Raw genomic sequence first — 24,760 nt, 5'->3', positions numbered from 1 at the left:
CGATGCATCTTCTTCTTGCCCAGAAAGGAACAATCAGCGACGGCAATGAAGCCGTCGATCTCGGCCAAACGCCGGGAGAGATATTGTTCCTTTCCGCTGCCGATACCGAACTGGCCAGTTTGGCGCAGGCACACAGACTTGCGCCGGATTTGCCAAGCTTGCGACTGGCGAATTTCTTGAGTCTCACCCATCCCATGTCGGTGGACGCTTATGTGGAGCGTACTGCCAGATATGCGAGCCTCATCGTGGTGCGCATCATTGGCGGCGAGACATACTGGCCTTACGGGTTAGAAGCGCTGCATGCTTGCGCACTCAATCACGGTATCAAGATTGCCGTATTGCCGGGAGACGACAAGCCGGATCATGGGCTGGACCGGTTTTCAACGATCTCTGCGCACGAGCGAAATGAACTCTGGCAGTATCTGATCGAGGGCGGGGCTGTGAATGCCGGCGCATTTCTTCAATATTGCGCCGCACTGGTTGCAGGCTCCGAAAAGCCGGAAAGTGCGGCTCCTTTGCTCAAGGCTGGTCTGTGGTGGCCGGGAGAGCATGTCTCCTCGCTGGATAGTATTCGCACGCACTGGAGCGATGCAAAAGCACCTGTCGCTGGCATTATTTTCTATCGGGCGCTGGTGCAAAGCGGACAGACGCAGCCGGTCGATGCACTGATTGCTGCTTTGCAGGCAAAAGGTCTCAATCCGCTCCCGATATTCGTTTCGAGCCTCAAGGATCGATTGTCTGCGGCGGTCGTCGACGGTCTGTTCGAGGATTGTCCGCCGGATATCGTTTTGAATGCCACGGGGTTTGCAATTTCTTCGCCGGGGGCGGAGCGCAAGCCGACTGTCCTCGACAAGCGCGGCAATATGGTGTTGCAGGTGATCTTCTCCGGCACACCGAAGGCAGTTTGGGAAACGTCACAGCAGGGCTTGTTGGCGCGCGATCTGGCGATGAATGTCGCTTTGCCCGAAGTGGACGGGCGTGTGCTTTCGCGTGCCGTATCCTTCAAGTCTGCAAAGCAGTTTGATGCGGCAGTGGAAGCGAATATCGTGACGCACGAGCCGCATGAAAACCGCGTGGGTTTTGTGGCGCAGCTCGCTGCAAACTGGGCGCGGTTGAAGCGGAAATCGCCCGATGAAAGACGTGTTGCGCTTATCCTTGCGAATTATCCGAACCGCGACGGGCGGCTCGGAAACGGGGTAGGGCTCGATACGCCAGCCGGAACGGTTGAAGTACTGCACGCCATGGCGAAGGGCGGCTATCCCGTCGCTGACCTGCCCGTGGACGGTGATGCATTGATGCGTGCGTTGACGGCAGGCCCGACCAATGCTGCGCGTGACGGACGTGAGATTCGCGAAACGATTTCACTGAATCAATACAAGGCTTTCTTCAAAAGACTTCCCATTGCGATTCAGAAAGAAATCGAAGAGCGATGGGGGGCGCCGGAAGATGACCCTTATTTTGCGCAGGAGCTTGTCGCTTTCGCATTGCCGTTGATGCGGCTGGGCGAAACTTTTGTCGGTATCCAGCCCGCACGGGGCTACAATATCGACCCGAAAGAGACTTATCACTCGCCTGATCTGGTGCCGCCGCACGGCTATATTGCCTTCTACGCTTTTCTGCGCGAGGTCGCCGGCATCGATGCCATTGTGCATATGGGCAAACATGGAAATCTGGAATGGCTGCCAGGGAAGGCGCTTGCGCTGTCCGAAAACTGCTACCCCGAGGCCGTGTTCGGTCCTACACCGCATATCTATCCTTTCATCGTGAATGATCCGGGCGAAGGCACGCAGGCCAAGCGTCGCGCCAGCGCGGTTATTATCGACCACCTGACGCCGCCGCTCACGCGCGCTGAAAGTTATGGGCCGCTGAAAGACCTTGAAGCGCTGGTGGACGAATATTACGAGGCCTCCGGCGTCGATCCGCGCCGCCTGCTCAGACTGAAAGGACAGATACTCGATCTCGTGCGCGACATCGGGCTTGATCGCGATGCGGGCATTCACGACCATGACGATGAAGACATGGCGCTGCAAAAGCTTGACGCCTATCTCTGCGATCTCAAGGAAATGCAGATACGCGACGGTCTGCATATTTTCGGATTGGCGCCTGAAGGCAGGCTGCTGACGGATCTTCTGGTTGCGCTGGCACGTGTGCCGCGTGGCGTGCCGGTTTCGCTTGGCGGCGCGCCGGGCGATCAAAGTCTCCAGCGTGCAATCGCTGCGGATTGTGGGCTTGGCGAAACATTCGATCCGCTGGACTGCAATATGGCAGAGGCGTGGACAGGCGCCAAACCGGAACTCCTGCTGGCTGCGAGCCCTGCAACATGGCGCATTGCGGGCGATACGGTGGAGCGTATCGAACTGCTGGCCGCCAGCTTTGTTGCAGGCGCGATAGAGTGCCCCGCAGACTGGCCGCAGGCGCAGGCGGTTCTCCAATCCATAGAAGAACATCTGCGCCCCATGGTGGTTTCCTGCGGGCCTTCGGAAATAGATGGATTTCTTGCCGCACTTGGCGGGCGGTTTGTGGCGCCGGGACCATCCGGTGCACCGACACGCGGCCGTCCCGATGTGCTGCCAACCGGTCGCAATTTCTTCTCTGCTGATAGTCGCGCCGTTCCCACTCCGGCAGCATGGGAACTGGGACGCAAATCGGCGGAGCTCCTGATTACCCGCTACACGCAAGATCATGGTGAATGGCCGACATCGTTCGGCCTAACCGCGTGGGGCACATCGAATATGCGCACCGGCGGCGATGATATTGCACAGGCCCTGGCGTTGATCGGCGTCAAACCGGTCTGGGATATGGCGTCACGCCGGGTGACTGGATACGAAATCGTTCCGATTGCAAAGCTTGGTCGTCCACGTGTCGATGTGACATTGCGCATTTCCGGCTTTTTCCGCGACGCGTTTCCAGAACAGATTGCATTGTTCGACAAGGCCGTGCGTGCAGTCGGCGCTCTTGATGAGGATGCCGAAGACAATCCAATCGCAGCACGCATGCGGATTGAGCAAGCGCGCCTCGTTGCAGAAGGGGCAGACGAAAAGACTGCGGAGCGGCGTGCAGGCTATCGTGTCTTCGGGGCCAAACCCGGCGCTTATGGAGCAGGCCTGCAGGCATTGATCAACGAGAACGGCTGGGCGGGACGCAACGATCTGGCGGAAGCCTGGCTTGTCTGGGGCGGTTACGCCTATGGCGCAGGCGAGGAAGGGCAGGCTGAGCGCGGCCTTCTCGAAGAACAGCTGCGTTCGGTTCAGGCTGTTGTGCAAAATCAGGACAATCGTGAGCACGACCTTCTCGATAGCGACGATTACTACCAGTTCGAAGGTGGGATGGCTGCGACCGTTGAAAGTTTGAGTGGCGCAATGCCCGCAGTTTATCATAACGACCATTCCCGCCCGGAAAAGCCAGTGATCCGTGCGCTGGAAGAAGAACTTTCGCGCGTCGTACGCGGTCGCGCAGCCAACCCCAAATGGATCGCAGGCGTCATGCGCCACGGCTATAAGGGTGCGGCAGAGATTGCGGCAACTGTCGACTATCTGTTCGCCTTCGCGGCGACTACCGGCAAGGTTGGGAACCATCATTTCGAGGCGGTCTATCAGGCTTATATCGCCGACAAGTCGGTGCATGATTTCATGGCCGAGAAAAACCCGGCAGCACTTGCCGAGACGGCAGCGAAACTCAACGATGCTATCTTGCGCGGCTTCTGGACGCCTCGCTCCAACTCTGCGCGGTTCGAGCTGGAAACATTGAGTTCAAATCTTCAAAAATTGAATCCGGAAAGGGCGGTAAATGGCTGAGAAATCGGAAAAACTTCTTTCGATGACGGAAGAGGAACTGAATGCACGCCATGCGGACAAGATGCGCAAGAAGAAAGCTGCCCGCGACAAGATTCAGGCGACAAAGACTGAAGAAAAAGGGTTGGTGATCGTCCATACCGGTAAAGGCAAGGGCAAGTCGACTGCCGGTTTCGGGATGGTTTTCCGTGCGCTGGGTCACGGAATGAAAATCGGCGTCGTGCAGTTCGTCAAAGGCTCGTGGGACACGGGTGAGCGCTGGGTGCTCGAAAAATTCCCCGAACAGGTGACTATTTCAGCGCTAGGCGAAGGCTTTACCTGGGAGACTCAAGACCGGACGCGAGATATCGCCATGGCGCGTGGGGCATGGGAACAAGCCAAAGCCATGATATTGGATGAAAGCTACGATATGGTGCTTTGTGATGAGCTGAATATCGTGCTTCGCTACGATTATCTACCGGTCGAGGAAGTGATCGAGGTTCTCGAAGCGAAGCCGGAGATGAAGCATGTCATCATTACCGGTCGCAATGCCAAGGATGAGCTGATTGAAGCGGCCGACCTCGTGACGGAGATGGAAATGATAAAGCATCCGTTCCGCTCTGGTGTGAAGGCACAGAAGGGTATTGAGTTTTGATGATTGCTAGCTGGCAATTCTGGGCACTGATGTCGGCGGTGTTTGCCGCATTGACCGCCATCTTCGCTAAGGTCGGTATTCAGGGCATCAATTCTGATTTCGCCACGCTCGTGCGCACGCTGGTCATCATTGGCGCGTTGTGCCTGTTCCTGACCGTTACCGGCCAATGGCAGAAACCCGGCGAGATTTCCGGAAAGTCGTGGCTGTTTCTGGTGCTTTCAGGTCTGGCGACCGGTGCTTCGTGGCTTGCCTATTTCCGGGCCTTGCAGATCGGGGATGCATCGCGCGTCGCGCCGATTGATAAATTGTCGGTTGTGCTGGTGGCACTGTTCGGTGCGGCATTCCTTGGCGAGCGCATGTCCACCCTCAACTGGTTTGGCATTCTGCTTATCGGCTGTGGCGTGGTGCTAGTCGCGCTTCGGGTTTAGAGCGTATCCCGAAAAGTGTGAAACGGTTTTCGGAAAAGATGCGCGATTCAAAACAAATATTTAGAGCGCCGATCTGATCCAATCAGATCGAAACGCGCTCTAAAACCCAACCCACTGGCGCAGCGGATTGGTTCCGTCCATCAAAAGGCGAACTGCCAGTGCCAGACTGACAACGATCAAAAGCGGTTTGATAATGCGTGAGCCGACCTTCATGGCGAGGCTTGCGCCAATCTGTGCACCGATAAACTGGGCGACGCCCATACAGATACCGATCTTCCAGTTGATAACGCCGACAGCGGCAAAGGTTGCAAAGCCGCCGACATTGGACGCGCAGTTGAGAAGTTTCGTATGGGCCGTAGCTTTCAGCACACCGAAACCGGCCAGTGCCACGAATGCGAGCATGAAGAACGATCCGGTTCCGGGACCAAAGAGGCCATCGTAAAATCCGATCAGCGGGACAAGCGTTACGCCGAAAAGAAACGGGCCGATACGTCGCGCACGATCAACATCGCCAAGACTCGGCTTGATGGCAAAATAAACCGCAATCGCGATGAGGAGGATTGGCAGCGCTGCACGCATGATGTCGACCGGCAGAACCGTTGCGAGTAAAGCGCCGAACACTGAGCCGATGAGCGATGCAAGTGCTTCAGGCCACTGTTCCTTGATGTTTACATGCCCTTTGCGCGCATAGGCGATGGTTGCCGATGACGAGCCGAACAAGCCTTGCAGCTTGTTCGTGCCAAGCGCTTCAACGGGTGGAACTCCGGCCAGCAACAAGGCGGGAATTGTAATCATTCCGCCACCACCGGCGATGGAATCGATGATCCCGGCGATGAATGCCGCAGCCGTCAGGAGCAGGGTAAGCGTATCGAAAAATTCAAGCATCGGGGAAGCCCAAGGGAGAGGTGGGCGCAACATAGAGCAGCTGCTTTCCTAACGCTAGTCGGACAAGGATAATCTCCGAAGAAAGCCAGTGCGTTGAGCGAGATTGTTTTCCGGTGTATCCGGCGCTATTCATTATATTCAGGCTGAAAGTTTTGAGGGGTTCCATGAGCGAGAGCATCTTTGAGCGGATTACCGCTTTTCTCAGCAAGAAGAGCGCCGTGCAGCGCGTGGCCGATGATCCGGCGCTCGCATCTGAATTGCTTTTGCTGTTGCATGTGGTGTTTGCCGATGGCGACCAGCATCCGGCTGAAATAGCGGCGTTCAAGGAAATTGCCGAAAGGAATTTCGGCATTCCGCCGGAAGAGCTTCCGGAAGTGGCCGAGTATCTCAAGGATTTCGCTTACGAGACCACAACCAAGCAAGCTGCCAACATGCTGGCCGAGATGGCGCCGGATCGCCGTTTGGCGCTGCTTAGTGACCTCGTAAAGATTGCCTGTTCCGATCACCGGCTTGACCGTTCCGAGGCAACGATGATCCAGCGCATTGCCGATACACTCGGCGTCAAGCCGGAAGAGCTGCACAAAGCACGCCAGTCGTCGCCCTGTGGGTTCTAAAAACTACAGCACAGTCCTCGGCATGGGCGGTTCGTCCGGCGTGACATTCGACGAGCTTTTGGCTTTGGCCGATCAGGTGTTGTCGCAAGGCTGCTGTTCGCGGCCTGACGCTATCGCAACGTTGAGTACCAAGTGTGGCGAGCTCGCATGGAACGAGCTTGCAGCGCACTATGAATGTGCGCTGTGTTTCTTCGATGCCGAGCGGCTGGAAAAGGAAACTCCGCGTCTCGAAAACCCATCGGAGACTGTTCTCGAGGCAGTTGGATGTCATGGTGTCGCTGAAGCGGCTGCGCTTGCTGCCACCGGTCCGAATGGCTTTCTTGTGGTCGAAAAAACCGTATCAGGCCGGGCAACTGCCGCATTGGCTGTCGCCCGGTCCCGACTTCGGATTATGCGGTAACAGTCTTACGTCGCTGAATAATGTAGGCCACGAGCGTAGCGATCGAAAGCAGAGTTGCGGTCGCTGTGATGACGGCAACATAAGCACTCTCAAAAGCCGCCGATGCCAGTGCCGTCAGAGTTTGTGCATCTGCTGGCGGTAGGGATTGAGCTGCCAGAAGTGCTTCATCCAGACTGTCGCGCACGATTGCGGGGATACCTGCGCCTTCAGGGATCACAAGGCTTGCCGTGTAGAATACGGACAGAATGCTTCCGAAAACCGTGACACCGAGAGCGTTACCGAGTTCAAAGGAAACTTCTTCAACGGAAGCTGCCATGCCTGCCTTTTCAACCGGTGCATTGGTCATGATCGCCGACGATGCACCTGTCATGGCAGCTCCCACGCCGAAGCCGAGAATCGCAAGCCCGACCAGATAGAACGATGCCGAAGTCTTGTAAGTCAGAATGTAGACAATAACGCCAAGTGCTGTGATCCCCAGCGACGACCACAGAAGCTTGCCGGTACCAAGGCGCGGCAGCATGATGCCAGCGAGCGGCCCTGCAACGAAAGCGGCCAGAGGAATAGGCAGGATTGATAATCCGGCATGCAAGGGTGTCATGCCTTCGATCAGCTGCATGCGCTGGCTGAAGACGAGTTCCATCCCCGTCATTGAACCGGACGCCACCAGAGCTGCGAAAACACCCATCGAAAACAGCTTGTTGTTGAACAGAGAGAAGTCGATCAGCGGTGCTTCGCTTGCGAGCTGCCTGCGCACGAAGATGAATGATGCGACCAACCCGATTGCCAGCGCGGCTGTAAATACAGTCATGGACGCATCGCGCTTTGCGAGTTCCTTCACGGCATAGGTGAGTGCAATCAATCCAACCATAATCTGGATCGAACCGATCAAATCCCATTTGCGCTTGGAGCCGAGCGGACGGTTTTCAAGTGTGAAGACGGAGAGTGACAGCGCAACCAGTACGACGGGTACGTTGATAAGGAAGACCGATCCCCACCAGAAATATTCCAGCAGAACGCCGCCTGCCACAGGGCCGATGGCGGCACCGCCTGATGCAATAGCCGCCCAGATGCCGATTGCAAGCGAGCGCTCCTTGTCATCGGTGAACGTCAACCGAATGATGGAGAGCGTTGCGGGCATCATCATGGCTGCGCCGCAAGCGAGAAATGCGCGAGCGGCAATAAGGAATTCCGGGTTTGGCGAGTAGGCCGCGCAAAGAGAGGCAAGTCCGAAAACTGCGAGTCCAGACATGAACATACGCTTGTGGCCGACCTTGTCGCCAAGCGTTCCTAGGCCGGGCAGGAGACCTGCAACGACGAGCGGATAGATGTTCATGATCCAGAGCTTTTCGGAAGCGCTGGCCGCGAGATCGTGGGTGAGGCGGGGTAGCGCCGTATAAAGCACCGTCATGTCCACGACGATCAGAAACAATGCGCTGGAAACAATGGTCAGAACCAGCCAGCGATTTTTCGGCAACATTGGATAGCACCTTTTCAATACGCTTGTATTCAAACTTGCGAGGAGGGCTCACTTAATATAAATCCGTCTGTATGGAAAGTGAAAATTTGCACAAAATAGGCAGGCCGCGCTCAATCGACCGTGACCATGTGCTCGATATGGCTGAAAAGCTCGTCGCCGAAGGTGGGCTGGTCGCCCTCACCATGGATGCCGTCGCACAGGCTTCTGGTGTGACCAAAGGAGGCGTTCAGTATTGCTTCGGCAATAAGGACGGGCTTTTGAAAGCGATGATCGGGCGGTGGGGCGATCGTTTCGACGCACAGGTCGACAAGAAAAAGCAAGGCCGCATGGACGCGCTTTCTCATATCGCCGCCCATATTCGCGTGACCCGCGAAAGCGATGCCGAAGACGACTCGCGCTTTGCGGCCATGATGACCAGTCTCATTCCCAACACCGAACATCTGGATGAAACCCGTCTCTGGTATCGCAAGCAATGGGATGGGCTTGATGTCTCCACACCGGAAGGGCGCAGGACTCGGCTGGCCTTCATAGCCAATGAAGGTGCATTCCTGTTGCGCAGCTTCAATTTCTTCGAACTGACGGATGAGGAATGGCAGTCGATCTTCAACGATATCGAAGAGCTTCTGCCGGAAACGGATTGACTTTCGACATCACGGAAAGTCATGTCCGCAGTTCAGGAAGGGGAAATCGTGACTGTTCATTTCATTGGAGCCGGCCCCGGCGCGGCGGACCTTATCACCGTGCGCGGTCTGCGCCTCATCGAGCAATGTCCCGTCTGCATCTATGCGGGGTCGCTGGTGCCGAAGGAGGTTGTTGCCGTAGCACCGAAGGATGTGCGTCTGGTCGACAGTTCATCGCTAACGCTGGACGAGATTATCGCTGAGATGAAAGCAGCACATGTGCAAGGCCTCGACGTTGCGCGAGTGCATTCGGGCGACCCGTCGATTTATGGCGCTATGGCCGAACAGATGCGTCGGCTGGACAGTCTAGGCATTCCATATGATGTGACGCCGGGGGTGCCAGCTTTTGCAGCCGCTGCCGCTGCCATGAAGCAGGAACTGACCATTCCCGAGGTCAATCAGACAATCATCCTGACCCGTACCTCGATGAAATCGTCTGCCATGCCTGAAGGCGAAGACCTTACCACACTCGGGCGGTCGGGTGCGACGCTGGTGATCCATCTTTCCATCCGGAACCTCAACAAAATCGAGGCCGAGCTGACACCTCTTTACGGTGCTGATTGTCCGGTGGTTATCGCCTATCGCGTTGGATGGCCTGATGAACAAATTCTACGCGGTACGCTGTCAGATATAGCGGAGAAGGTGGCTGCATTCGGGTTGAAACGTACGGCAATGATTTTTGTCGGGCGCGGACTGGACCCTAAAAGCTTTCGCGATTCAGCGCTTTACCATGAAGCGCACAACCACGCGGCGCGTTCAAAAACCTAGTGCTTTGCGGGCGAATATGATTGCCTCTTCTGGCGAGGTGACAACGTTTCTGGCCGCAACCGGTGGACGGGAAATCATCATGACCGGAAGTCCCAGTGCACAGGCAGCCTCGATTTTTGCATAGGAAATGGTGCCGCCCGAATTGCGGCTGACGATCAGCCCGATCCTGCGGCCTTCCAGAAAACGCTTCTCCGCAGCGTAATCGCCGGGTCTCGCCAGAACGATTTCGCAATCCTGTGGTAGTGCCACATCCGGTGGATCGATCATGCGGATGACGAAATGAACATCAGCGCGCTCCGCGAAAGGCGCGATGTGCTGGCGACCAAGCGCCAGAAATACACGCTCACCGGATGGGATAGCATTTACTGCCTCGGCTTCATCGGAAATATTGATCCAGCGGTCGCCCGGCTTTTCCTCCCAGGCAGGGCGCTCCAGCCTCACCAATGATATGCTGCGCTTGCCTGCCGCCTGCATTGCATTTTGCGAGATGCGTGCGGCATAGGGATGGGTCGCGTCAATGATGAGGTCTATCCGTTCTTCGTCGAGATAGGCAGCAAGACCATCAACACCTCCGAAGCCACCGCTTCGAACCGTTCCGGTCAGTTTGGCTGGATTGCTGGTACGCCCGGCAAGCGAGGTAATGGCATTGACGGGCAGCCCTGCGAAGGCCGTTGCAAGTGCCGCAGCCTCGGTCGTTCCGCCGAGAATGAGTATCTTGGGGTCAGACGCGCGCAAGGATATTCCCACTGCGATCAGTTACGATAATCTCGACTGCGACCGGCGCGCCGCGAAGGGTTTCGAGCGCGGTTTCCTTCGCCTTGAGCGCAATTGGCGTGGCTATGTCGAGCCCGATTGATTGAGTCAGTTCAAGCACTTCCAGCGCAGTGTTCGCAAAGAGAATCTGATCCTTCATGCTTTCCGGCGCGCCAGCCTTTTCGGCGATGGTCCAAAGGAAACTCTTGTCCACTTGCGACCGTGAAGAATGGAGGTCGAGCGCACCTTGCGCAAGCTTCGTCAGCTTGGCGAAACCGCCTGCGATCGTAAGTTTGTCGATAGGATGCTCGCGCAGATATTTGAGCACACCGCCAGCGAAATCGCCCATGTCGAGAATGGCAAAATCGGGCAGATCATAGAGCGCCTGCGCAGCATCCTCGGACGTCGAACCTGTCGCGCCGAGGACATGTTTCTGCCCGGCTGCGCGGGCAACGTCGATGCCGCGATGGATCGAATGTATCCAGGCTGAACAGGAAAATGGGTGGACCACACCAGTGGTGCCGAGAATGGAAATACCGCCGACGATACCGAGACGCGGGTTCCATGTCTTTTTGGCAATCTCTTCGCCGCCGGGCACCGATATCGTAATGACGATATCCGCGGGCAGGCCGTATTCGGCGCAAATCTGCTCGCAGATTTCGGTCATCATACGACGCGGGACCGGATTGATGGCAGCTTCACCCGGAGGAATCTGCAAGCCGAGCCGCGTAACTGTGCCAACGCCTTCACCTGCACGAAAGACGACGCCGGTTCCGGGTGGGGCCGGGAATACGGTCGAGATGATCGTGGCACCATGGGTCACGTCGGGATCGTCGCCGGCATCCTTGACGATGCCTGCCATCGCATAGCCATCGCCCAGCCCTTCATAGGCGAGCTGGAAATAGGGTACTTCCCCCTTGGGCAGAATTATACCGACGGGATCAGGAAATTCACCGGTAATAAGCGCCGTCAATGCCGCCTTGGTGGCAGCGGTTGCGCAGGCGCCCGTGGTCCAGCCGCGGCGGAGTTCGGCTTTTTCCTGACTTTTATTCGTTGGAGCGGTTTCGTCATTCATGGACGCCTTATAATGTATCTGATAGCTGTGCCGCCAGATAGAATAGTGGTTGATGAAAATGAACAAGGCTGAAGAAACGGCTGCATGTGTCATTGCGAGGAGCAAAGTAACCTTGCCTGCGATGGAACCCGGCCATGTCTGGCTCGTTGGGGCCGGGCCGGGCGATCCCGGTCTTTTGACGCTTCACGCTGTCAACGCCTTACAGCAGGCAGATGTCATCGTTTACGACGCGCTGGTGGATGATGCCTGCCTGTCTCTCAAGAATGCGGATGCCGCTCTGGAATATGCAGGCAAGCGCGGCGGCAAGCCTTCGCCAAAACAGCGTGATATATCCCTGCGGCTTGTTGAACTTGCAAAATCGGGAAAGAAGGTGCTGCGCCTGAAAGGCGGTGATCCGTTCGTATTTGGGCGGGGAGCAGAAGAGGCGCTGACCTTGGTAGAGCATGGCGTTCCGTTTCGCATCGTTCCCGGAGTGACTGCCGGAATTGGCGGCCTCGCCTATGCGGGTATTGCCGCTACCCATCGCGATATCAATCAATCGGTGACCTTTCTGACCGGTCACGATGCCAGCGGCTCGATACCTGACGGGATCAACTGGACTGGGATCGCCAAGTCTGCGCCGGTTATCGTCATGTATATGGCGATGAAACATATAGACCTTATCGCCGGGCGGCTGATCGAGGCCGGGCGTTCGCCGGATGAGCCTGTCGCCTTCGTGTGCAATGCAAGCCTCCCCAACCAGATCGTACTTGAAACGACATTGGCGCGGGCTGCAAAAGATGTTGAAGCGGCGGGGCTGAACCCGCCTGCAATTGTGGTCGTAGGTGAAGTGGTTCGTCTGCGCGCCGGGCTGGATTGGATGGGTGCGTTGAACGGTAAAATCCTGTCCAGCGATCCGCTTGCCAGACGAAATCAAAATGAGGGAGTGAGAAGCGCATGAAGGGGTTCATGATAGCAGCGCCGGCTTCCGGGTCTGGCAAGACAACGGTAACGCTGGGTTTGCTGCGCGCCCTGAAACGGCGGGGAGAAGCGCTTGCGCCGGTCAAGGCCGGTCCCGACTATATCGACCCCGCCTACCACAAGGCTGCAAGCGGGGTGGATTGCTTCAATCTGGACCCTTGGGCGATGCGCCCTGAACTTATCAGTGCACTGTCCTCCCGCATGACGGAAAGTGGTGCCAAGCTATTGGTTGCCGAGGGCATGATGGGGCTCTTTGACGGAGCGATGGACGGCAAAGGTTCATCTGCCGATCTTGCCCGGCTTCTCGATCTGCCGGTGGTGCTGGTGGTGGATTGTGCCCGGCAATCACATTCCATTGCCGCTCTTGTCTGGGGTTTCAGCCAGTTTCGCAAGGATGTGCTGATTGCGGGCATCATCCTCAATCGCGTTGGCAGCTCCCGGCATGAGGCTATGTTACGCGGCGCATTGGAGCCGCTCCGTATTCCGGTTCTTGGTGCATTGCCCCGCGATACTGCTCTTTCCTTGCCGGAAAGGCACCTGGGGCTGGTGCAGGCGGGCGAGCACTCTGATCTTGAGAGCTTTCTCGAACACGCTGCAGATGCAATGGAAACGCATATCGATCTCGATGCTTTGCAAACGATCTGGTCGCGACGAAGCGCTTCGATGCGATGGCCAATGTGCCGCGCTTGAAGCCGCTGGGCAACCACATTGCCGTTGCCCGCGATGACGCATTTGCCTTTGCCTATGCGCATTTGTTTGAAGGCTGGCGCAGGCGAGGGGTGGAGATTTCATTCTTCTCACCGCTCGACGATGAGTCTCCGAGACAGGATGCCGATGCAATCTATCTGCCGGGCGGCTATCCTGAATTGCATGCAGGGCGTTTGGCGCAGGCAGGACGTTTTGAGGCGGGCATGCGCGAAGCTGCAGCCCGTGGGGTAACAGTTTACGGCGAATGTGGCGGCTACATGGTTCTCGGCGAAAGCTTGCAGGATGCAGAGGGTGTCATACACCCGATGCTGGATCTTCTGCCGCTAGAAACGAGCTTTGCAAAAAGAAAGCTGCATCTCGGCTACCGCATGCTGGAACCGCTTGCAGGTGCGCCTTGGACCGAGACATTGAAGGCGCATGAGTTTCACTATGCCAGCATCGTGCGTGAAGGAAAGGCTGATCGTCTTTTCCGTGTGCGTGATGCTGTCGGCGACGATGTTGGCGAGGCAGGCCTGAGAGTCGGCTCCGTTTCAGGCTCGTTCATGCATGTCATCGATTTTTGCGGAGAGAAAGCTTGAGTGCAGAAATCGAGCATGGCGGCGCGCTCGACAAGGCCGTCGCGCGTTTTGGTGGCAGGCCGCAAGACTGGCTCGACCTTTCGACGGGCATCAATCCAGAGCATTTTCCGCTTCCCGAACTGACACCTGAAATCTGGAACCGTCTGCCTGATGAAGGATTGTTACAGGAAACGTTGCGACTGGCCCGCAGCTATTATCGGCTGAACGAGAAAGCACCGATCGTTGCAGCGCCGGGCACGCAGGCTTTGATCCAGCTCGTTCCAACGCTGATCGCGCCGTCGACGGTAGCCATCCTCGGACCGACCTATCAGGAACACGCTGCTTCGTTCGCCGCTTCCGGCTGGAAGGTTGTGCAATGTGTGACGCTTGATGAAATTCCGAGTGAGGCAACAGCGGCAGTCATCGTTAATCCGAACAATCCAGACGGTCGCGTGATTTCGAAAGAGGCTCTCCTGCAACTTGCACAGAAACTCGGTGCTCGCGGGGGCTTTCTGGTTGTTGATGAGGCGTTCGCCGACGCGCATGAGGCCGTCACCATTGCGGCAAATGCAGAAGATGCACCGATGATCGTGCTGAAATCCTTCGGCAAGTTTTTCGGGCTTGCTGGCGTTCGTCTGGGCTTTGCAATTACAGGCGGTCGTTTTGTTGAAGCGTTGGAGCGGCGGCTTGGACCATGGGCGGTTTCTGGCCCGGCACTGGCAATCGCCAATCATGCTTTCAGCGATGCCGGAACGCTTGCGGATTATCGCACACGTATTGATCTGCGGCGGGCGGAATTGTCGGCTGTTCTGGACAAAAGCGGTCTGAGGGAAATTGGCGGCACGGCGTTGTTTTCTCTCGTCGAACACGCGGATGCAATCGGGATTTACACCAGATTGTGCGAGAGACATATTCTGATCCGGAAATTCGATTACGCCCCGCGCTGGTTGCGCATTGGTTTGCCTTTGGATGATGTGGCGCTTGCGCGGTTCGAAAAGGCGTTGAAATTTTGATTCAGTTTTTCTGGTCAAGCTCATGGAAATAAAGCTGATTATTCTTTCGCTGGCGCTTCTTCTGGATCGCTTTGTCGGCGACCCGCCGCAGCTATGGCAGAAGGTGCCGCACCCCGTCGTCCTGTTCGGGAAAGCAATTTCGTGGGGCGAAAAGCGCTGGAACAATCGCAATCTCTCTGCCTCGGTGCTTCGCCGAAACGGCATGTGGCTGACGATCGGGCTGGTGATGGCCTGTGTGGTTCTGGGGCTCATCCTTGAACTCTCGTTACCCTTCGCCGGGACTGCCGGTGCAGTTGCCGAAATCCTGATCGTGACGGTGCTGCTTGCACAGAAAAGCCTTGCCGATCATGTGCAGGCGGTCGCACTGGCATTGCGTGAGGAAGGGATCGAAGGCGGTCGTCGGGCTGTGTCGATGATCGTCGGGCGCAATCCCGAACATCTCGATGAAGGCGGTGTCAGTCGTGCAGCGATAGAAAGCCTCGCGGAAAACGCTTCAGATGGTATCGTTGCACCTGCGTTCTGGTTTCTGGTCGGTGGGCTACCCGGTTTGTTCGCCTACAAGCTGATCAATACCGCTGATTCCATGATCGGCCATCTGAATGATCGCTATCGTGACTTTGGTCGTTTTGCCGCAAAGCTGGACGATGTCGCTAATTATATCCCAGCCAGACTGACCGGACTGCTCGCCTCCCTTGCCACCGCGATCACGAAAGACAGGCTTTCAGGCAAAGAAGCGTTTTCCGTCATGCGCCGTGATGCACGTCTGCATCGCTCGCCCAATGCTGGCTGGCCGGAATCGGCTTTTGCAGGCGGGCTGGGGCTGGCGCTTGCCGGTCCGCGCCAATATGGGGCGGAGAAAGTCGAAGGGCCGATGCTGAATGCATCCGGCAAGCGCGACGCCAACGCTGATGATATCGATGCCGCGCTTCATCTTTTCTGGTCGACGATGAGCCTGATGACCGGACTGGTGATTGCTGCGAGCCTGATTGGGCTACTTGTCGGCTAGCACGAACCGCTTGCCATCGAAACGTTGCAGGCGGTTCGGGTTGTCGGTTCGGACACCATTGCCATCGAACTTGATCGAGCCAAGAACGGTTTCAAAGGAATTATTGCGGAGTGTGTCGATAATCGGCAGCTTCTGCTCGTCGGCACGCTTGATCACATCCGCAGGGATTTCCGCACTGGCATAACCAATGATTGCATAGGCGTCTGCAAGTTTCCCGGCCTGACGCAATGCATCGATTGCTGGCTTTGCCGTCGAGAGTTCCTGCGGACGGAGCGGGGCAATCATCAACGTGCCTTGACTTAAGGGCTGTGTGCCAGGTGCTGCGTCAAGAAGGCTGCCGCCAGCAATCGTCAGGGAATAGTTGAGCGCGGCAGCGCTTGCGCCTATAGCGGCGATATCGTCGCGCTCACCGCCGACATAAACATGGGTAGCGCCTGCGCGCCGCAACCGGGCGACCAGAGCATTCTGGTTATCGAGACCCGGTCGGTAGGTGTCTGTGAAAACCGGCTGTAGTTGTTGCTCTTTAAGGCTGGCTAAAACGCGTGCAGCTCGTTCACGTCCTTCGATGGTGCCATCATCGATGATTGCGAAAGATTGCGCGCGCCAAAGGCTGCCAAGGAAGCTCCCGGTTGCCTGCGTTTCCTTGTCTAGGCCGGTTGCAAGACGGAATACCGCCATCGGCGCGGGCGCACGTCTTTCAGTTAGCGTGGCTTCGCTGACGCCTGATGTCACAACAGGTATGTTGCCGGCTGCGAGAACCGGAAGTGCTGCTTCAAGTGCTTCCGGGCACAGAAAGCCGGTGACGACCCGGACGTTTTCCTTGACGAAGCGTTCTGCGGCTTCCTTGCCGCCTTCAGCATCGCAGCGATCATCGAAAATAACAAGTTCTGCGCCTTTTGCCGTGGCGGCTACACGAGCGCCTTCCGCCAGCTGATTGCCCAATGGAGCGAACGTTCCGGACAGCGGTGCTGCGAGCCCGACGCGCATATCCTCCGCCTGCGCCAGTACTGAACTGGCCAGCAGTATAAGGATGATACTTGTCAGTACTGCGGTCGGACGTTTCCCAAGCTCGATCACGTGATCCGTCTTCATTAAACAATTCGTGGCATTTTCAACGAAAAGTGGGTAGCTGTTTCCTGGCCTTTGTGCAATGCCCGTTATGTGGGGCCCTTATTTGGGCTCGTTATGCGGGCTTGTTACCAAGGTAGCTGGCTTCAGATAACATGCCATAGGGCGAGACGGATTCTGTTGGACGTGCAAACGATTAAGAACATCATTTCAAGTGCAGCTTCGGTGGAATCCAAGTCCTATCGGGATGCCATGAGCCATTACGCCGGCGCAGTACAGATCGTCACGACTGCCGGTAGTGCGGGAAGGCGTGGTCTGACGCTGACGGCGGCCTGTTCGGTTTCGGATAATCCGCCGACGATCCTAATTTGCCTGCAAAAGATTCATGAAGAAAACCGGCTGTTCATCGAAAACGGCGTGTTCGCCGTCAACACGCTCGCGGGGTCGCACCAACAGCTCGCAGACGCTTTTTCGGGCCGTATCGGCCTGACCCAGGATGAGCGGTTCGAACTGGCGCGCTGGGATGTTCAGGTGACCGGAGCACCCATATTGCAGGGTGCACTTGCTGCTTTCGATTGCCGGGTGGTCAGCGTGCAGGATCACTCCACGCATCACGTCCTTTTCGGGGAAGTCGTGGGCCTGCGGTCCAAAGCCGAGGACGAGGCGCTGGTCTATCTCAACAGGCGCTATCATACGCTGGAGCTGTAATCCGATGAGCCATAGAATGTTGAAGCATGGAATAGGTGGCCTGTTTGGGGCATTGTTTCTGTTTTCAACTGTGATGGCATCCGGGGCAGCGTCTTTGCCGCCATACAAGGACGATTATTTCGCCTATCCCGGCATTATCAGCAGCGCTGACAATGATGATTACAAGGTTATCGATTACAACGAGATGCGCGATATCAACGGGCGCGATGCGGTGCCTGAAAAGCGCGTGAAAGATGCCTATGTCTCGCTGAAGGCGCGCGCTTACCAGAAGGACGTTACCTTTCAGACTGCTGCCGGGCCGGTGAAGGCCATGACAGCAGGCAGGCGCGAAGGCGCGTCCTTTATCGTCATCTACCTGCATGGTAGGGGCGGTAATCGCCTGCAAGGTATGAATGATTTTACCTTTGGCGGCAATTTCAACCGTGTGAAGAATCTCGCGGCACTGAATGGCGGTCTCTATATCACGCCGGATTTCAAGGATTTTGCCGATGCGGGTGAGGCGCAGATTGCCGGATTGATCGAAGCAGCCAAGGCATCATCACCGAGCGCTCCGTTGATCCTGTCCTGCGGCTCGCAAGGCGGAACACTATGCTGGCGCATAGCGGCTAATGAAAAGGCGGGGAACCAGCTCGCAGGACTTATTCTGCTCGGCTCGCTTTGGGATGACGGATTTTTCAAGTCACCCGCATTCAAGAAACGTGTGCCGATCTTCTTCGGACATGGCAGCCGTGATCCGGTTTTTGCAATCGACAAGCAGGAAGCCTTCTATCGCGAGATAAGCAAGCGCGCGCCGGGTTATCCGGTCCAGTTCCGGCGTTTCGAAAGTGGTAATCACGGCACGCCGATCCGCATGTCCGACTGGCGCGAGATGCTGAACTGGATTCTAGCAAAACAGTGATGCCAGACTGTGGATGCGAATCGAAATTCTGGCAATGTGACCTTCCTGCCACTCGACAATCGAGCAAAACCGAATAGTTATCGAACTTAAAATTTTACCTACTCAGCAGATCCTATGAGGTAGATCATGTACGGACGCGCCCGCACCGGAGCCCGTTTTCTAGCCATTGCCATGTTGGCCCCGCTTGCCGCTGCCTGCACGACGACTGTACCAACCACGACGGCGACGCCGGGCAAGACCGATGCCCCGATCAGCGCGCCGACGATTTCGATGCCTCGCTTCACGCCGACAGCTTATGTCGATCCGGCGCTCGCGCAGCCGTGCATCACTGCCGCTGCCAACAAGTATTTCCTGCCGGAACACGCTATCTCTGCCATCAACTCCCGTCCGGGTGCAGCAGGCGGCACCGATGTCGATCTCAAGGTCGATCTGCGTACCGCTGTTTGCCAGCTGACCGCCAAGGGCGGTGTGCGCGCTGTTATCGATACGTCGCCGAAGAGCGCCGATCAGGTTGCAGCTGAAGCGGCAGCAGCCAAGGCCGATGCAGCCGCCGCTGCCCAGCCGAAAAAGGCTAAGGCGAAGAAGAACTGATTCAACAATCAGGGATAACACATGAAAAAGGCAGGGTTTTCCCTGCCTTTTTTGTTTGTCATTTCTCTGGCTTTTCGCCGTACCAGCGCGGTGTATAAACCCACTCCCTGCCATCAGATTTCGCAAAAACCTGCGTGTGGGACGAGCCGACAATCACAACGGTTCGCATGTCGACATCATCTGGTGTCAGTGCGCCGAGCGTGGTTGTCCGTGTAGTCTCAGCCGGTCTGCCTATGTCGCGCCCAAGGACAACGGGCGTTTCGGGAGACCGATATTGCCGCAGGATTTCAAGCGCGCGACCAAGCTGATGCGGACGTGCCCTGGAAATGGGATTGTAGAACGCCATGGCGAGATCGGCTTCGGCGGCAAGCGCAAGGCGCTTTTCGATAATTTCCCAGGGTTTCAGATTGTCCGACAGTGAAACGATGCAGAAGTCGTGTCCGAGCGGCGCTCCGATCCGCGATGCGGCGGCCATTGCAGCGGAAATGCCGGGCTGGATGACGAGCTCCACGCCGTGCCATGCCGCATTTTCCGTTTCGTGAAGCGCCTCCACGACTGCCGCAGCCATGGCGAAGACACCGGGATCTCCCGAAGAAACCATGGCGACATGTCGCCCGGAAGCAGCGAGTTCGAATGCATGACGTGCCCGCTGCATTTCTTCCCGATTATCAGTCATATGAACGATCTGATCGGCGCGGAAAGGACGAAGGTTTTCTTCCGCCATCCGCACATAGGTCTCATAGCCGAGAATGTCTTCGGCCTGTTCCAGTTCGTGCTGAACGGCAGGCGTCATTAGCTCTCGTGATCCGGGCCCAAGGCCGATAACGACCAGCTTGCCACGTTTTCGACCGACAAACAGAACATCTGCCGGGGTGGCAGCCACGGCAATGGCAAGCCCCAAGCTCTCCATCAGTTGAACCGGCTGTTCCACCGAATGAAGAACGATCTCACGAGCATCGGTTGCATTCGCCACATAGCGCAGCGGGACACCAATTTTCGCCGCAGCCTCTTGGAGCCGCGGCGAAGTGCAGTCTTTTTCGTGGGCGAGAAGCAATGCCAGCGACGCGGGGGCAATGCCTGCATTGGCGAGAGCATCTTCAATATCGTTCTGAATGTTCTCGCTGACCCTATCGACGCCAATCGCCACACTGCGCGGATGATAAATCAGCTCGTCTGGCTGGGGTGTGCGGATGTGGGGCGTTATGCTGATCGTCAGCGCACCGTCATTGGCGAAAGGCAGTTTGGAATCTGCAAGCCAGCGTGATTTTCCGTCAAGCTGCACCTTCTGTCCCGCAAGCAGGTTCGACGTGAAATTTTTCGCGTCGTCAGGATTGGCAAGGGTCAGTTCGGCAGGCGGGTGCAGCAGATTGATTCCGAACCGCAGTTCGCCGGACGTGGTTATGGCAGGCGCAACCTCAAGTGCCGCTGCAATTCGCCGGGCCATGTCATTGACACCGGAGAGACCACCCAGAAGCGGCACAACTGCGCTTCCATCTTCGGCGACAGCAAGAACCGGCGGTTCGACGCGCTTGTTCTGCAGCAATGGTGCCAGCGCCCGGATGACGATACCGGCTGCACAAAGCGCGATGATGGGGCGGCCCTCCTCATAAAGCGACCTGACCGCATCGCCGAAATGCACGAAGGTTTCATCCAGCGACGCAACACGGTTCTGGAGGCCGCGTATTTCGGCACGTTCCAGCACCGATGCGATCCGCCGCGCGGCAGGAACCGCGGCTTCTCCGAGAACCAGAATTGCGGGAATCACGCGCCGTTCCATTTTTGCCCCGGAACGAGAATGATCGAGAAATAGGGACAGTCGCTACCATTGACTTCGGCAAGTGGCACAATGCGCTGATTGGCCATGGTGGCGCGCTCAATATAGAGCGCACGGTCCATGAGACCGAGCTCGCCCAGCACAGCGCGGACCTTATCGAGGTTTTTGCCAAGCTTCATGATAGCTGCAGCGCCTGTATCCGCGAGCCGTCGCGTCAGTTCTTCTGCGCTCATGACGCCGGAGAGAACGGATAATGTCTGATTGCGATAGACCAGTGGCGCGCCCAGCACAGCTGAAGCGCCAAGAACGGAGCAGACACCGGGCACGACTTCCGTTTCATACTGATCGGCAAGCCGGTCATGAATATACATGAACGAGCCGTAGAAAAACGGGTCGCCTTCCGCTATCACGGCCACATCCTGACCTCTATCAAGGTGGCTCGCTATCGTGCTCGTTATCTCGCCGTAGAAATCGCTGACGATCTGTTCGTAATCCATATGCGCGGGAAGCTTTTCCGTCGTCACTGGATAGATCAACGGCACCAGAACCTGTTCCGGTGAAAGATATTCCTCGACTATTGTGAGGGCATTGCCCCTCTTCCCCTTGGCTGCGTGATAAGCCACAACCGGTGCGCTTTTGAGGAGACGCAGGGCTTTCAGCGTTATCAGTTCGGGATCGCCGGGGCCAACGCCCAGGCCAAACAGTCTGCCTTTTACCGTCATTATTCGCGCTCCGACGCGAGCGCATTGACTGCCGCTGCCGTCATGGCGCTGCCACCACGTCTTCCGCGTACAATCACATAAGGTACACCGCGGCTGTTTGTGGCGAGTTCGTCTTTGGATTCTGCCGCGCCGACAAAGCCAACCGGCATGCCGATGATGAGCGCAGGTCTTGGCGCGCCAGCATCCAGCAATTCGAATAGGCGGAAAAGGGCGGTCGGTGCATTCCCGATTGCAACAATGCTGTTGCCGAGATGCGGGAGCCAGAGGTCGAGCGCTGCAGCCGAGCGGGTATTGCCGATCTTCGTTGCAAGCTCGGGAACCGATGGGTCGTTCAGCGTGCAGATGACTTCATTATTGGCAGGCAGACGAGAGCGGGTAATGCCTTCGGCCACCATGCGTGCATCACAAAGAATGGGCGCACCGGCGAGCAGAGCGTCGCGTCCGGCTTTGCCAGCGCCTTGCGAGAAAGCGAGGTCATTGACCACATCCACCATGCCGCAGGCATGAATGACACGGACTGCAAGCTTTTCCAGATCGGCTGATATCCGGCTTAGATCGGCCTCGGCGCGAATGATGGCGAAGGACCGGTCGTAAATGGCCTGCCCATCGCGAATATAGTCTGTCATGGTGACCGCTCTAATCAGTGTCGGGCGTTCAGAAGGCACGCCGCTTCGTCAATGGTGATATCAGTCGCCAATAGCCGTCCAAAGCGCGATGGTCCAGCCCCGTCTTGCGGAAACGTCTCTTGCGCATAAAGATCGTAGCGACCTGTCGAGCGCGCCAGAAGCGTGTGCGGCAAAGGTGCAAGTGCTGCGCATGACTTGGCGCATCCCGTGATGTGCACGGATGATTTTCCCGGCGCCAGATATGTTGCCAGCCTTTTACCGTCTGTCTGTGTGTCGGCGAGTGCGGAGACGCAGCCATTTGATCCCGAACAGGCACGAAGCCGCGCATGTGGGGCTTCGGCTGTCGTTTCGAGGTCAAGCGAACGAAGTTTTTCGGTTAGTTCACCAATCTGGGTTTCGCCTGCATAAGGCAGGATAACGCCTTGCCACGGCGTCAGACGCAGTCCACGCCTTCCGCTGTCGGAGAGATCTGCCAGACCTGCTAGTTGCGCCGATGTCAGGCGTCCCAGGAGCGGCACGGCGCCGACATAAAATGAACCGTCAGACTGCTGGTTGTTGCCAAGATGCGAAAATGGCATCGGTGCCTTGCGCTTCCAGCCGGTTGCGGGATGAATCGGGAACGACAATTCCCGGCTCAGACCTGCCACAAACTCTGATGCTGGGATGGCTTCAAACAGATGTTTCATCCGCGCAAAGCTGGCATGGCGTAAAAAACGACGCAGCATCGTTTCGATGAAGGGCAGGGCATGCTGCGCGTCTACGGCCCCCAGCGCTTCCCTGTCGGGAGACGAAGCAAGGCCAAAAGCAAAGGTTTCGCCGTCTATCGCCGAAAGCCAGATGTCACCCGGATGAGAAATCATCGCGCAGTTTTCGCCGCCGTCGATCTGCAGCGAGAATTTCGGCGACAGGGCATAAAAAGCCTCATTCGCCTGCAGCATGTCCAGCACAGACGATGCCAGTCCGGTGACGTCGCATATCTGGCCCCGGTCAATGCCAGCGGTGGGGCTGACCATCACATTGCGAATATCATCCGCACCGGGATTGTCGGCGCCAAGGCCAGCCTCGTGAAGTGCCGCGACGGCATCGTTCCAATGTCTGGGCGTAATACCGCGCAACTGGATATTGGAGCGAATCGACAGCTCTATCGCGCCTGCATCGAAACGTTCGGCTATTGCTGCAATTGAACGCGCCTGATCAGCTGACAGGCGACCAAGCCTCAGTTTGATACGGGCAATAGCCCCATCCCTGGCCATAACCATACGCGAAAGACCGGGGCAGGCGTTGCGCCTGTCGGGTTGGGCTTGCCGCGACTGAGTGATTTGCTGGCTCGACATTTCAGCCTTATACGCCTTGCCGCTTGCACTTGCTACTGCCCCGCCATACGAACAGGGAAAAGGAGCATCGCGCATGGCACGCTGGCTGACAGTGATCGGAATCGGTGAGGATGGGTTTGACGGGCTTGGGAAAACCGCGCTCGCCGCGCTCAACTCTGCTGCGGTCATTTTCGGCGGCAAGCGCCATTTGGACTTTCTGAGTGGCGATATCAAAGCCGAGCGCGTAGCCTGGCCATCTCCATTCGACGAAGCTTTCGTGATGATTGAGGCGTATCGCGGCCAGCCGGTGGTTGTGCTGGCAAGCGGCGATCCAATGTTTTTTGGTGTGGGAGCGACTTTGTCCCGGCATTTCTCGCCAGAGGAAATGCTTGTTCTTGCCTATCCGTCCTCTCTTTCACTCGCCGCTGCGCGCATGGGCTGGCCTCTTCAGGATGTGCGGTCTGTTAGCGTGCACGGTCGCCCGTTCGAACTTTTGCTCCCGCACATTCTGCCCGGCGAGAAACTTCTCGTGCTCAGCAATGATGGTTCGACGCCAGCAAAAGCCGCGGCAATGCTCAAGGACAAGGGTTTGGCCAAAGCCTGATGACGGTGCTTGAACATATTGGCGGGCCAAAGGAAGGCCGGGTTCAGGGTTCCGCCGAAAACTGGTCCCATGAGCGATGCGCCGATCTCAATGTACTGGCGATTGAATGTGTTGCTGCGCCGGATGCGCGCGTGTTTTCTCCCGTCGCGGGTCTGCCCGATGAAGCGTTTGAGAATGACGGACAACTGACCAAGCGCGACGTTCGTGCTGTCACTCTATCGCGATTGCAGCCATTGCCGCGTCAATTGCTTTGGGATGTCGGCGCCGGTTGCGGATCGATCGGCATTGAATGGATGCGTGTTCATCCTTCATGTCGCACGATTGCCATAGAAGCGGACGAACAGCGGCAGGGGATGATCGAGCGAAATCGCGCGGCATTGGGTGTCCCCGGATTGCAGTTGGTCAAGGGCGGGGCGCCCTGTGCACTGGAAGGGCTGGAAGCGCCGGATGCGATCTTCATCGGCGGCGGTGTAACGGATGACGGCGTTCTGGAAGCCTGCTGGAACGCGCTGAAACCGGGTGGCAGGCTTGTCGCGAATGCAGTGACCTTGCAAAGCGAGATGCTGCTTTTCAACTGGCGTGAGAAATTCGGCGGAGAATTGACGCGTCTTGGCGTTGCGCAAGCGGGTGCACTTGGCTCTTTCGATGTCTGGCGACAGGCACTGCCCGTCACAATTTATTGCGGGTTCAAATCGAAATGATGACTT

General features: G+C 57.1%; 22 protein-coding genes and 2 pseudogenes. 15 read left to right on the top strand and 9 right to left on the bottom strand.

From position 1 onward, the window contains the following. Nucleotides 1-2: 2 nt before the first annotated feature. From cobN to LJ361_RS17015, 3 genes are read left to right on the top strand one after another with little or no spacing between them, the layout of a single operon-like run. Nucleotides 3-3,794 (top strand): cobaltochelatase subunit CobN, encoded by a 3,792-nt coding sequence (cobN, locus tag LJ361_RS17025; protein WP_264812065.1) that lies wholly within the window; start codon nt 3-5, stop codon nt 3,792-3,794. After that, complete coding sequence (gene cobO, locus LJ361_RS17020; RefSeq protein WP_010659839.1) at nt 3,787-4,425, top strand: cob(I)yrinic acid a,c-diamide adenosyltransferase; 639 nt, start codon at nt 3,787-3,789, stop codon at nt 4,423-4,425. The genes cobN and cobO overlap by 8 nt, the downstream gene beginning before the upstream one ends. Beyond that, nucleotides 4,425-4,853, top strand: coding sequence for an EamA family transporter (locus tag LJ361_RS17015; protein ID WP_010659840.1), 429 nt, complete (start codon nt 4,425-4,427; stop codon nt 4,851-4,853). The genes cobO and LJ361_RS17015 overlap by 1 nt, the downstream gene beginning before the upstream one ends. A gap of 99 nt (nt 4,854-4,952) precedes the next feature. On the opposite strand, the gene LJ361_RS17010 is transcribed toward LJ361_RS17015, so the two are convergent. After that, nucleotides 4,953-5,738, bottom strand: coding sequence for a TSUP family transporter (locus LJ361_RS17010; RefSeq protein WP_029928915.1), 786 nt, complete (start codon nt 5,736-5,738; stop codon nt 4,953-4,955). 164 nt (nt 5,739-5,902) lie between these two features. On the opposite strand from LJ361_RS17010, the gene LJ361_RS17005 reads away from it, so the two are divergent. Together LJ361_RS17005 and LJ361_RS17000 are read left to right on the top strand one after the other, a co-directional pair. Then, complete coding sequence (locus LJ361_RS17005; RefSeq protein WP_010659842.1) at nt 5,903-6,352, top strand: TerB family tellurite resistance protein; 450 nt, start codon at nt 5,903-5,905, stop codon at nt 6,350-6,352. A 22-nt stretch (nt 6,353-6,374) separates the two neighbouring features. Continuing rightward, a complete protein-coding gene (locus tag LJ361_RS17000; RefSeq protein WP_010659843.1) occupies nt 6,375-6,752 on the top strand; it encodes a cobalamin biosynthesis protein in 378 nt (125 codons plus the stop codon). Here LJ361_RS17000 and LJ361_RS16995 read toward each other — a convergent pair. Next, a complete protein-coding gene (locus LJ361_RS16995) occupies nt 6,742-8,229 on the bottom strand; it encodes an MFS transporter (RefSeq protein WP_010659844.1) in 1,488 nt (495 codons plus the stop codon). The genes LJ361_RS17000 and LJ361_RS16995 overlap by 11 nt on opposite strands. An 86-nt stretch (nt 8,230-8,315) precedes the next feature. Here LJ361_RS16995 and LJ361_RS16990 point away from each other — a divergent pair, with 86 nt between their 5' ends. Then, nucleotides 8,316-8,870 carry a TetR/AcrR family transcriptional regulator gene (locus LJ361_RS16990; RefSeq protein ID WP_010659845.1) on the top strand — a complete coding sequence of 185 codons (555 nt, stop codon included), beginning with the start codon at nt 8,316-8,318 and terminating at the stop codon, nt 8,868-8,870. A gap of 48 nt (nt 8,871-8,918) precedes the next feature. After that, nucleotides 8,919-9,677, top strand: a complete 759-nt coding sequence (cobM, locus tag LJ361_RS16985) for a precorrin-4 C(11)-methyltransferase (protein WP_010659846.1) — start codon at nt 8,919-8,921, stop codon at nt 9,675-9,677. Here cobM and LJ361_RS16980 read toward each other — a convergent pair. After that, on the bottom strand, nt 9,666-10,412 hold the full coding sequence (locus tag LJ361_RS16980) for a cobalt-precorrin-6A reductase (protein ID WP_010659847.1): 747 nt from the start codon (nt 10,410-10,412) through the stop codon (nt 9,666-9,668). The genes cobM and LJ361_RS16980 overlap by 12 nt on opposite strands. Further along, nucleotides 10,399-11,505, bottom strand: a complete 1,107-nt coding sequence (locus tag LJ361_RS16975; protein WP_010659848.1) for a cobalt-precorrin-5B (C(1))-methyltransferase — start codon at nt 11,503-11,505, stop codon at nt 10,399-10,401. The genes LJ361_RS16980 and LJ361_RS16975 overlap by 14 nt, the downstream gene beginning before the upstream one ends. A 58-nt stretch (nt 11,506-11,563) precedes the next feature. On the opposite strand from LJ361_RS16975, the gene cobA reads away from it, so the two are divergent. From cobA to cbiB, 4 genes and pseudogenes are all read left to right on the top strand, one after another. Further along, nucleotides 11,564-12,445 carry a uroporphyrinogen-III C-methyltransferase gene (gene cobA, locus LJ361_RS16970; protein WP_036579711.1) on the top strand — a complete coding sequence of 294 codons (882 nt, stop codon included), beginning with the start codon at nt 11,564-11,566 and terminating at the stop codon, nt 12,443-12,445. After that, a pseudogene (locus LJ361_RS16965) lies at nt 12,442-13,751 on the top strand (cobyrinate a,c-diamide synthase). The gene cobA and the pseudogene LJ361_RS16965 overlap by 4 nt, the downstream one beginning before the upstream one ends. After that, the gene (gene cobD / locus LJ361_RS16960) at nt 13,748-14,743 is read left to right on the top strand and encodes a threonine-phosphate decarboxylase CobD (protein WP_010659851.1); all 996 of its coding nucleotides are present in this window, start codon (nt 13,748-13,750) and stop codon (nt 14,741-14,743) included. Before LJ361_RS16965 ends, cobD begins: the two are co-directional and overlap by 4 nt. A 22-nt stretch (nt 14,744-14,765) precedes the next feature. After that, nucleotides 14,766-15,749, top strand: a complete 984-nt coding sequence (gene cbiB, locus LJ361_RS16955) for an adenosylcobinamide-phosphate synthase CbiB (RefSeq protein WP_010659852.1) — start codon at nt 14,766-14,768, stop codon at nt 15,747-15,749. Here cbiB and LJ361_RS16950 read toward each other — a convergent pair. Continuing rightward, the gene (locus tag LJ361_RS16950; RefSeq protein ID WP_010659853.1) at nt 15,735-16,826 is read right to left on the bottom strand and encodes a branched-chain amino acid ABC transporter substrate-binding protein; all 1,092 of its coding nucleotides are present in this window, start codon (nt 16,824-16,826) and stop codon (nt 15,735-15,737) included. The two genes, cbiB and LJ361_RS16950, sit on opposite strands and share 15 nt — an antisense overlap. Nucleotides 16,827-17,003: 177 nt before the next feature. On the opposite strand from LJ361_RS16950, the gene LJ361_RS16945 reads away from it, so the two are divergent. The 3 genes from LJ361_RS16945 to LJ361_RS16935 all read left to right on the top strand — a co-directional run bounded on the left by LJ361_RS16945 (nt 17,004) and on the right by LJ361_RS16935 (nt 19,014). After that, the gene (locus LJ361_RS16945) at nt 17,004-17,525 is read left to right on the top strand and encodes a flavin reductase (RefSeq protein WP_010659854.1); all 522 of its coding nucleotides are present in this window, start codon (nt 17,004-17,006) and stop codon (nt 17,523-17,525) included. 4 nt (nt 17,526-17,529) lie between these two features. Further along, nucleotides 17,530-18,423 (top strand): alpha/beta hydrolase, encoded by an 894-nt coding sequence (locus LJ361_RS16940; protein WP_105529070.1) that lies wholly within the window; start codon nt 17,530-17,532, stop codon nt 18,421-18,423. A gap of 126 nt (nt 18,424-18,549) precedes the next feature. After that, complete coding sequence (locus LJ361_RS16935) at nt 18,550-19,014, top strand: hypothetical protein (protein ID WP_010659856.1); 465 nt, start codon at nt 18,550-18,552, stop codon at nt 19,012-19,014. 58 nt (nt 19,015-19,072) lie between these two features. On the opposite strand, the gene cobJ is transcribed toward LJ361_RS16935, so the two are convergent. The 4 genes from cobJ to cobG are packed head-to-tail and all read right to left on the bottom strand — an operon-like array spanning nt 19,073 to nt 23,470. Then, on the bottom strand, nt 19,073-20,791 hold the full coding sequence (gene cobJ, locus LJ361_RS16930; RefSeq protein ID WP_151576250.1) for a precorrin-3B C(17)-methyltransferase: 1,719 nt from the start codon (nt 20,789-20,791) through the stop codon (nt 19,073-19,075). Continuing rightward, nucleotides 20,776-21,510 carry a precorrin-2 C(20)-methyltransferase gene (locus tag LJ361_RS16925; RefSeq protein WP_010659858.1) on the bottom strand — a complete coding sequence of 245 codons (735 nt, stop codon included), beginning with the start codon at nt 21,508-21,510 and terminating at the stop codon, nt 20,776-20,778. The genes cobJ and LJ361_RS16925 overlap by 16 nt, the downstream gene beginning before the upstream one ends. Next, entirely contained in the window at nt 21,510-22,136 is a 627-nt protein-coding gene (locus LJ361_RS16920; RefSeq protein ID WP_010659859.1) for a precorrin-8X methylmutase, read from the bottom strand. Before LJ361_RS16920 ends, LJ361_RS16925 begins: the two co-directional genes overlap by 1 nt. Nucleotides 22,137-22,150: 14 nt before the next feature. After that, the gene (cobG, locus tag LJ361_RS16915) at nt 22,151-23,470 is read right to left on the bottom strand and encodes a precorrin-3B synthase (RefSeq protein WP_029376084.1); all 1,320 of its coding nucleotides are present in this window, start codon (nt 23,468-23,470) and stop codon (nt 22,151-22,153) included. 73 nt (nt 23,471-23,543) lie between these two features. Here cobG and cbiE point away from each other — a divergent pair. Next, nucleotides 23,544-24,754: pseudogene (gene cbiE, locus LJ361_RS16910) on the top strand (precorrin-6y C5,15-methyltransferase (decarboxylating) subunit CbiE). Nucleotides 24,755-24,760 lie beyond the last annotated feature (6 nt).

The organism is Brucella sp. JSBI001, assembly GCF_026014005.1.
Taxonomy (GTDB): Bacteria; Pseudomonadota; Alphaproteobacteria; order Rhizobiales; family Rhizobiaceae; genus Brucella; species Brucella anthropi.
Note: the sequence above shows the minus strand (reverse complement) of the source record. Positions and strands in the feature narration are given on the sequence as shown.

Coding starts and splice junctions, on each gene's coding strand:
- LJ361_RS16925 (WP_010659858.1), bottom strand. CDS start 21,510: ATGACGGTAAAAGGCAGACTGTTTGGCCTGGGCGTTGGCCCCGGCGAT.
- LJ361_RS17000 (WP_010659843.1), top strand. CDS start 6,375: ATGGGCGGTTCGTCCGGCGTGACATTCGACGAGCTTTTGGCTTTGGCC.
- cobJ (WP_151576250.1), bottom strand. CDS start 20,791: ATGGAACGGCGCGTGATTCCCGCAATTCTGGTTCTCGGAGAAGCCGCG.
- LJ361_RS17010 (WP_029928915.1), bottom strand. CDS start 5,738: ATGCTTGAATTTTTCGATACGCTTACCCTGCTCCTGACGGCTGCGGCA.
- cobA (WP_036579711.1), top strand. CDS start 11,564: ATGAACAAGGCTGAAGAAACGGCTGCATGTGTCATTGCGAGGAGCAAA.
- LJ361_RS17005 (WP_010659842.1), top strand. CDS start 5,903: ATGAGCGAGAGCATCTTTGAGCGGATTACCGCTTTTCTCAGCAAGAAG.
- LJ361_RS17015 (WP_010659840.1), top strand. CDS start 4,425: ATGATTGCTAGCTGGCAATTCTGGGCACTGATGTCGGCGGTGTTTGCC.
- LJ361_RS16920 (WP_010659859.1), bottom strand. CDS start 22,136: ATGACAGACTATATTCGCGATGGGCAGGCCATTTACGACCGGTCCTTC.
- LJ361_RS16940 (WP_105529070.1), top strand. CDS start 17,530: ATGAGCCATAGAATGTTGAAGCATGGAATAGGTGGCCTGTTTGGGGCA.
- cbiB (WP_010659852.1), top strand. CDS start 14,766: ATGGAAATAAAGCTGATTATTCTTTCGCTGGCGCTTCTTCTGGATCGC.
- LJ361_RS16935 (WP_010659856.1), top strand. CDS start 18,550: ATGTACGGACGCGCCCGCACCGGAGCCCGTTTTCTAGCCATTGCCATG.
- LJ361_RS16995 (WP_010659844.1), bottom strand. CDS start 8,229: ATGTTGCCGAAAAATCGCTGGCTGGTTCTGACCATTGTTTCCAGCGCA.
- cobG (WP_029376084.1), bottom strand. CDS start 23,470: ATGTCGAGCCAGCAAATCACTCAGTCGCGGCAAGCCCAACCCGACAGG.
- cobN (WP_264812065.1), top strand. CDS start 3: ATGCATCTTCTTCTTGCCCAGAAAGGAACAATCAGCGACGGCAATGAA.
- cobO (WP_010659839.1), top strand. CDS start 3,787: ATGGCTGAGAAATCGGAAAAACTTCTTTCGATGACGGAAGAGGAACTG.
- LJ361_RS16975 (WP_010659848.1), bottom strand. CDS start 11,505: ATGAATGACGAAACCGCTCCAACGAATAAAAGTCAGGAAAAAGCCGAA.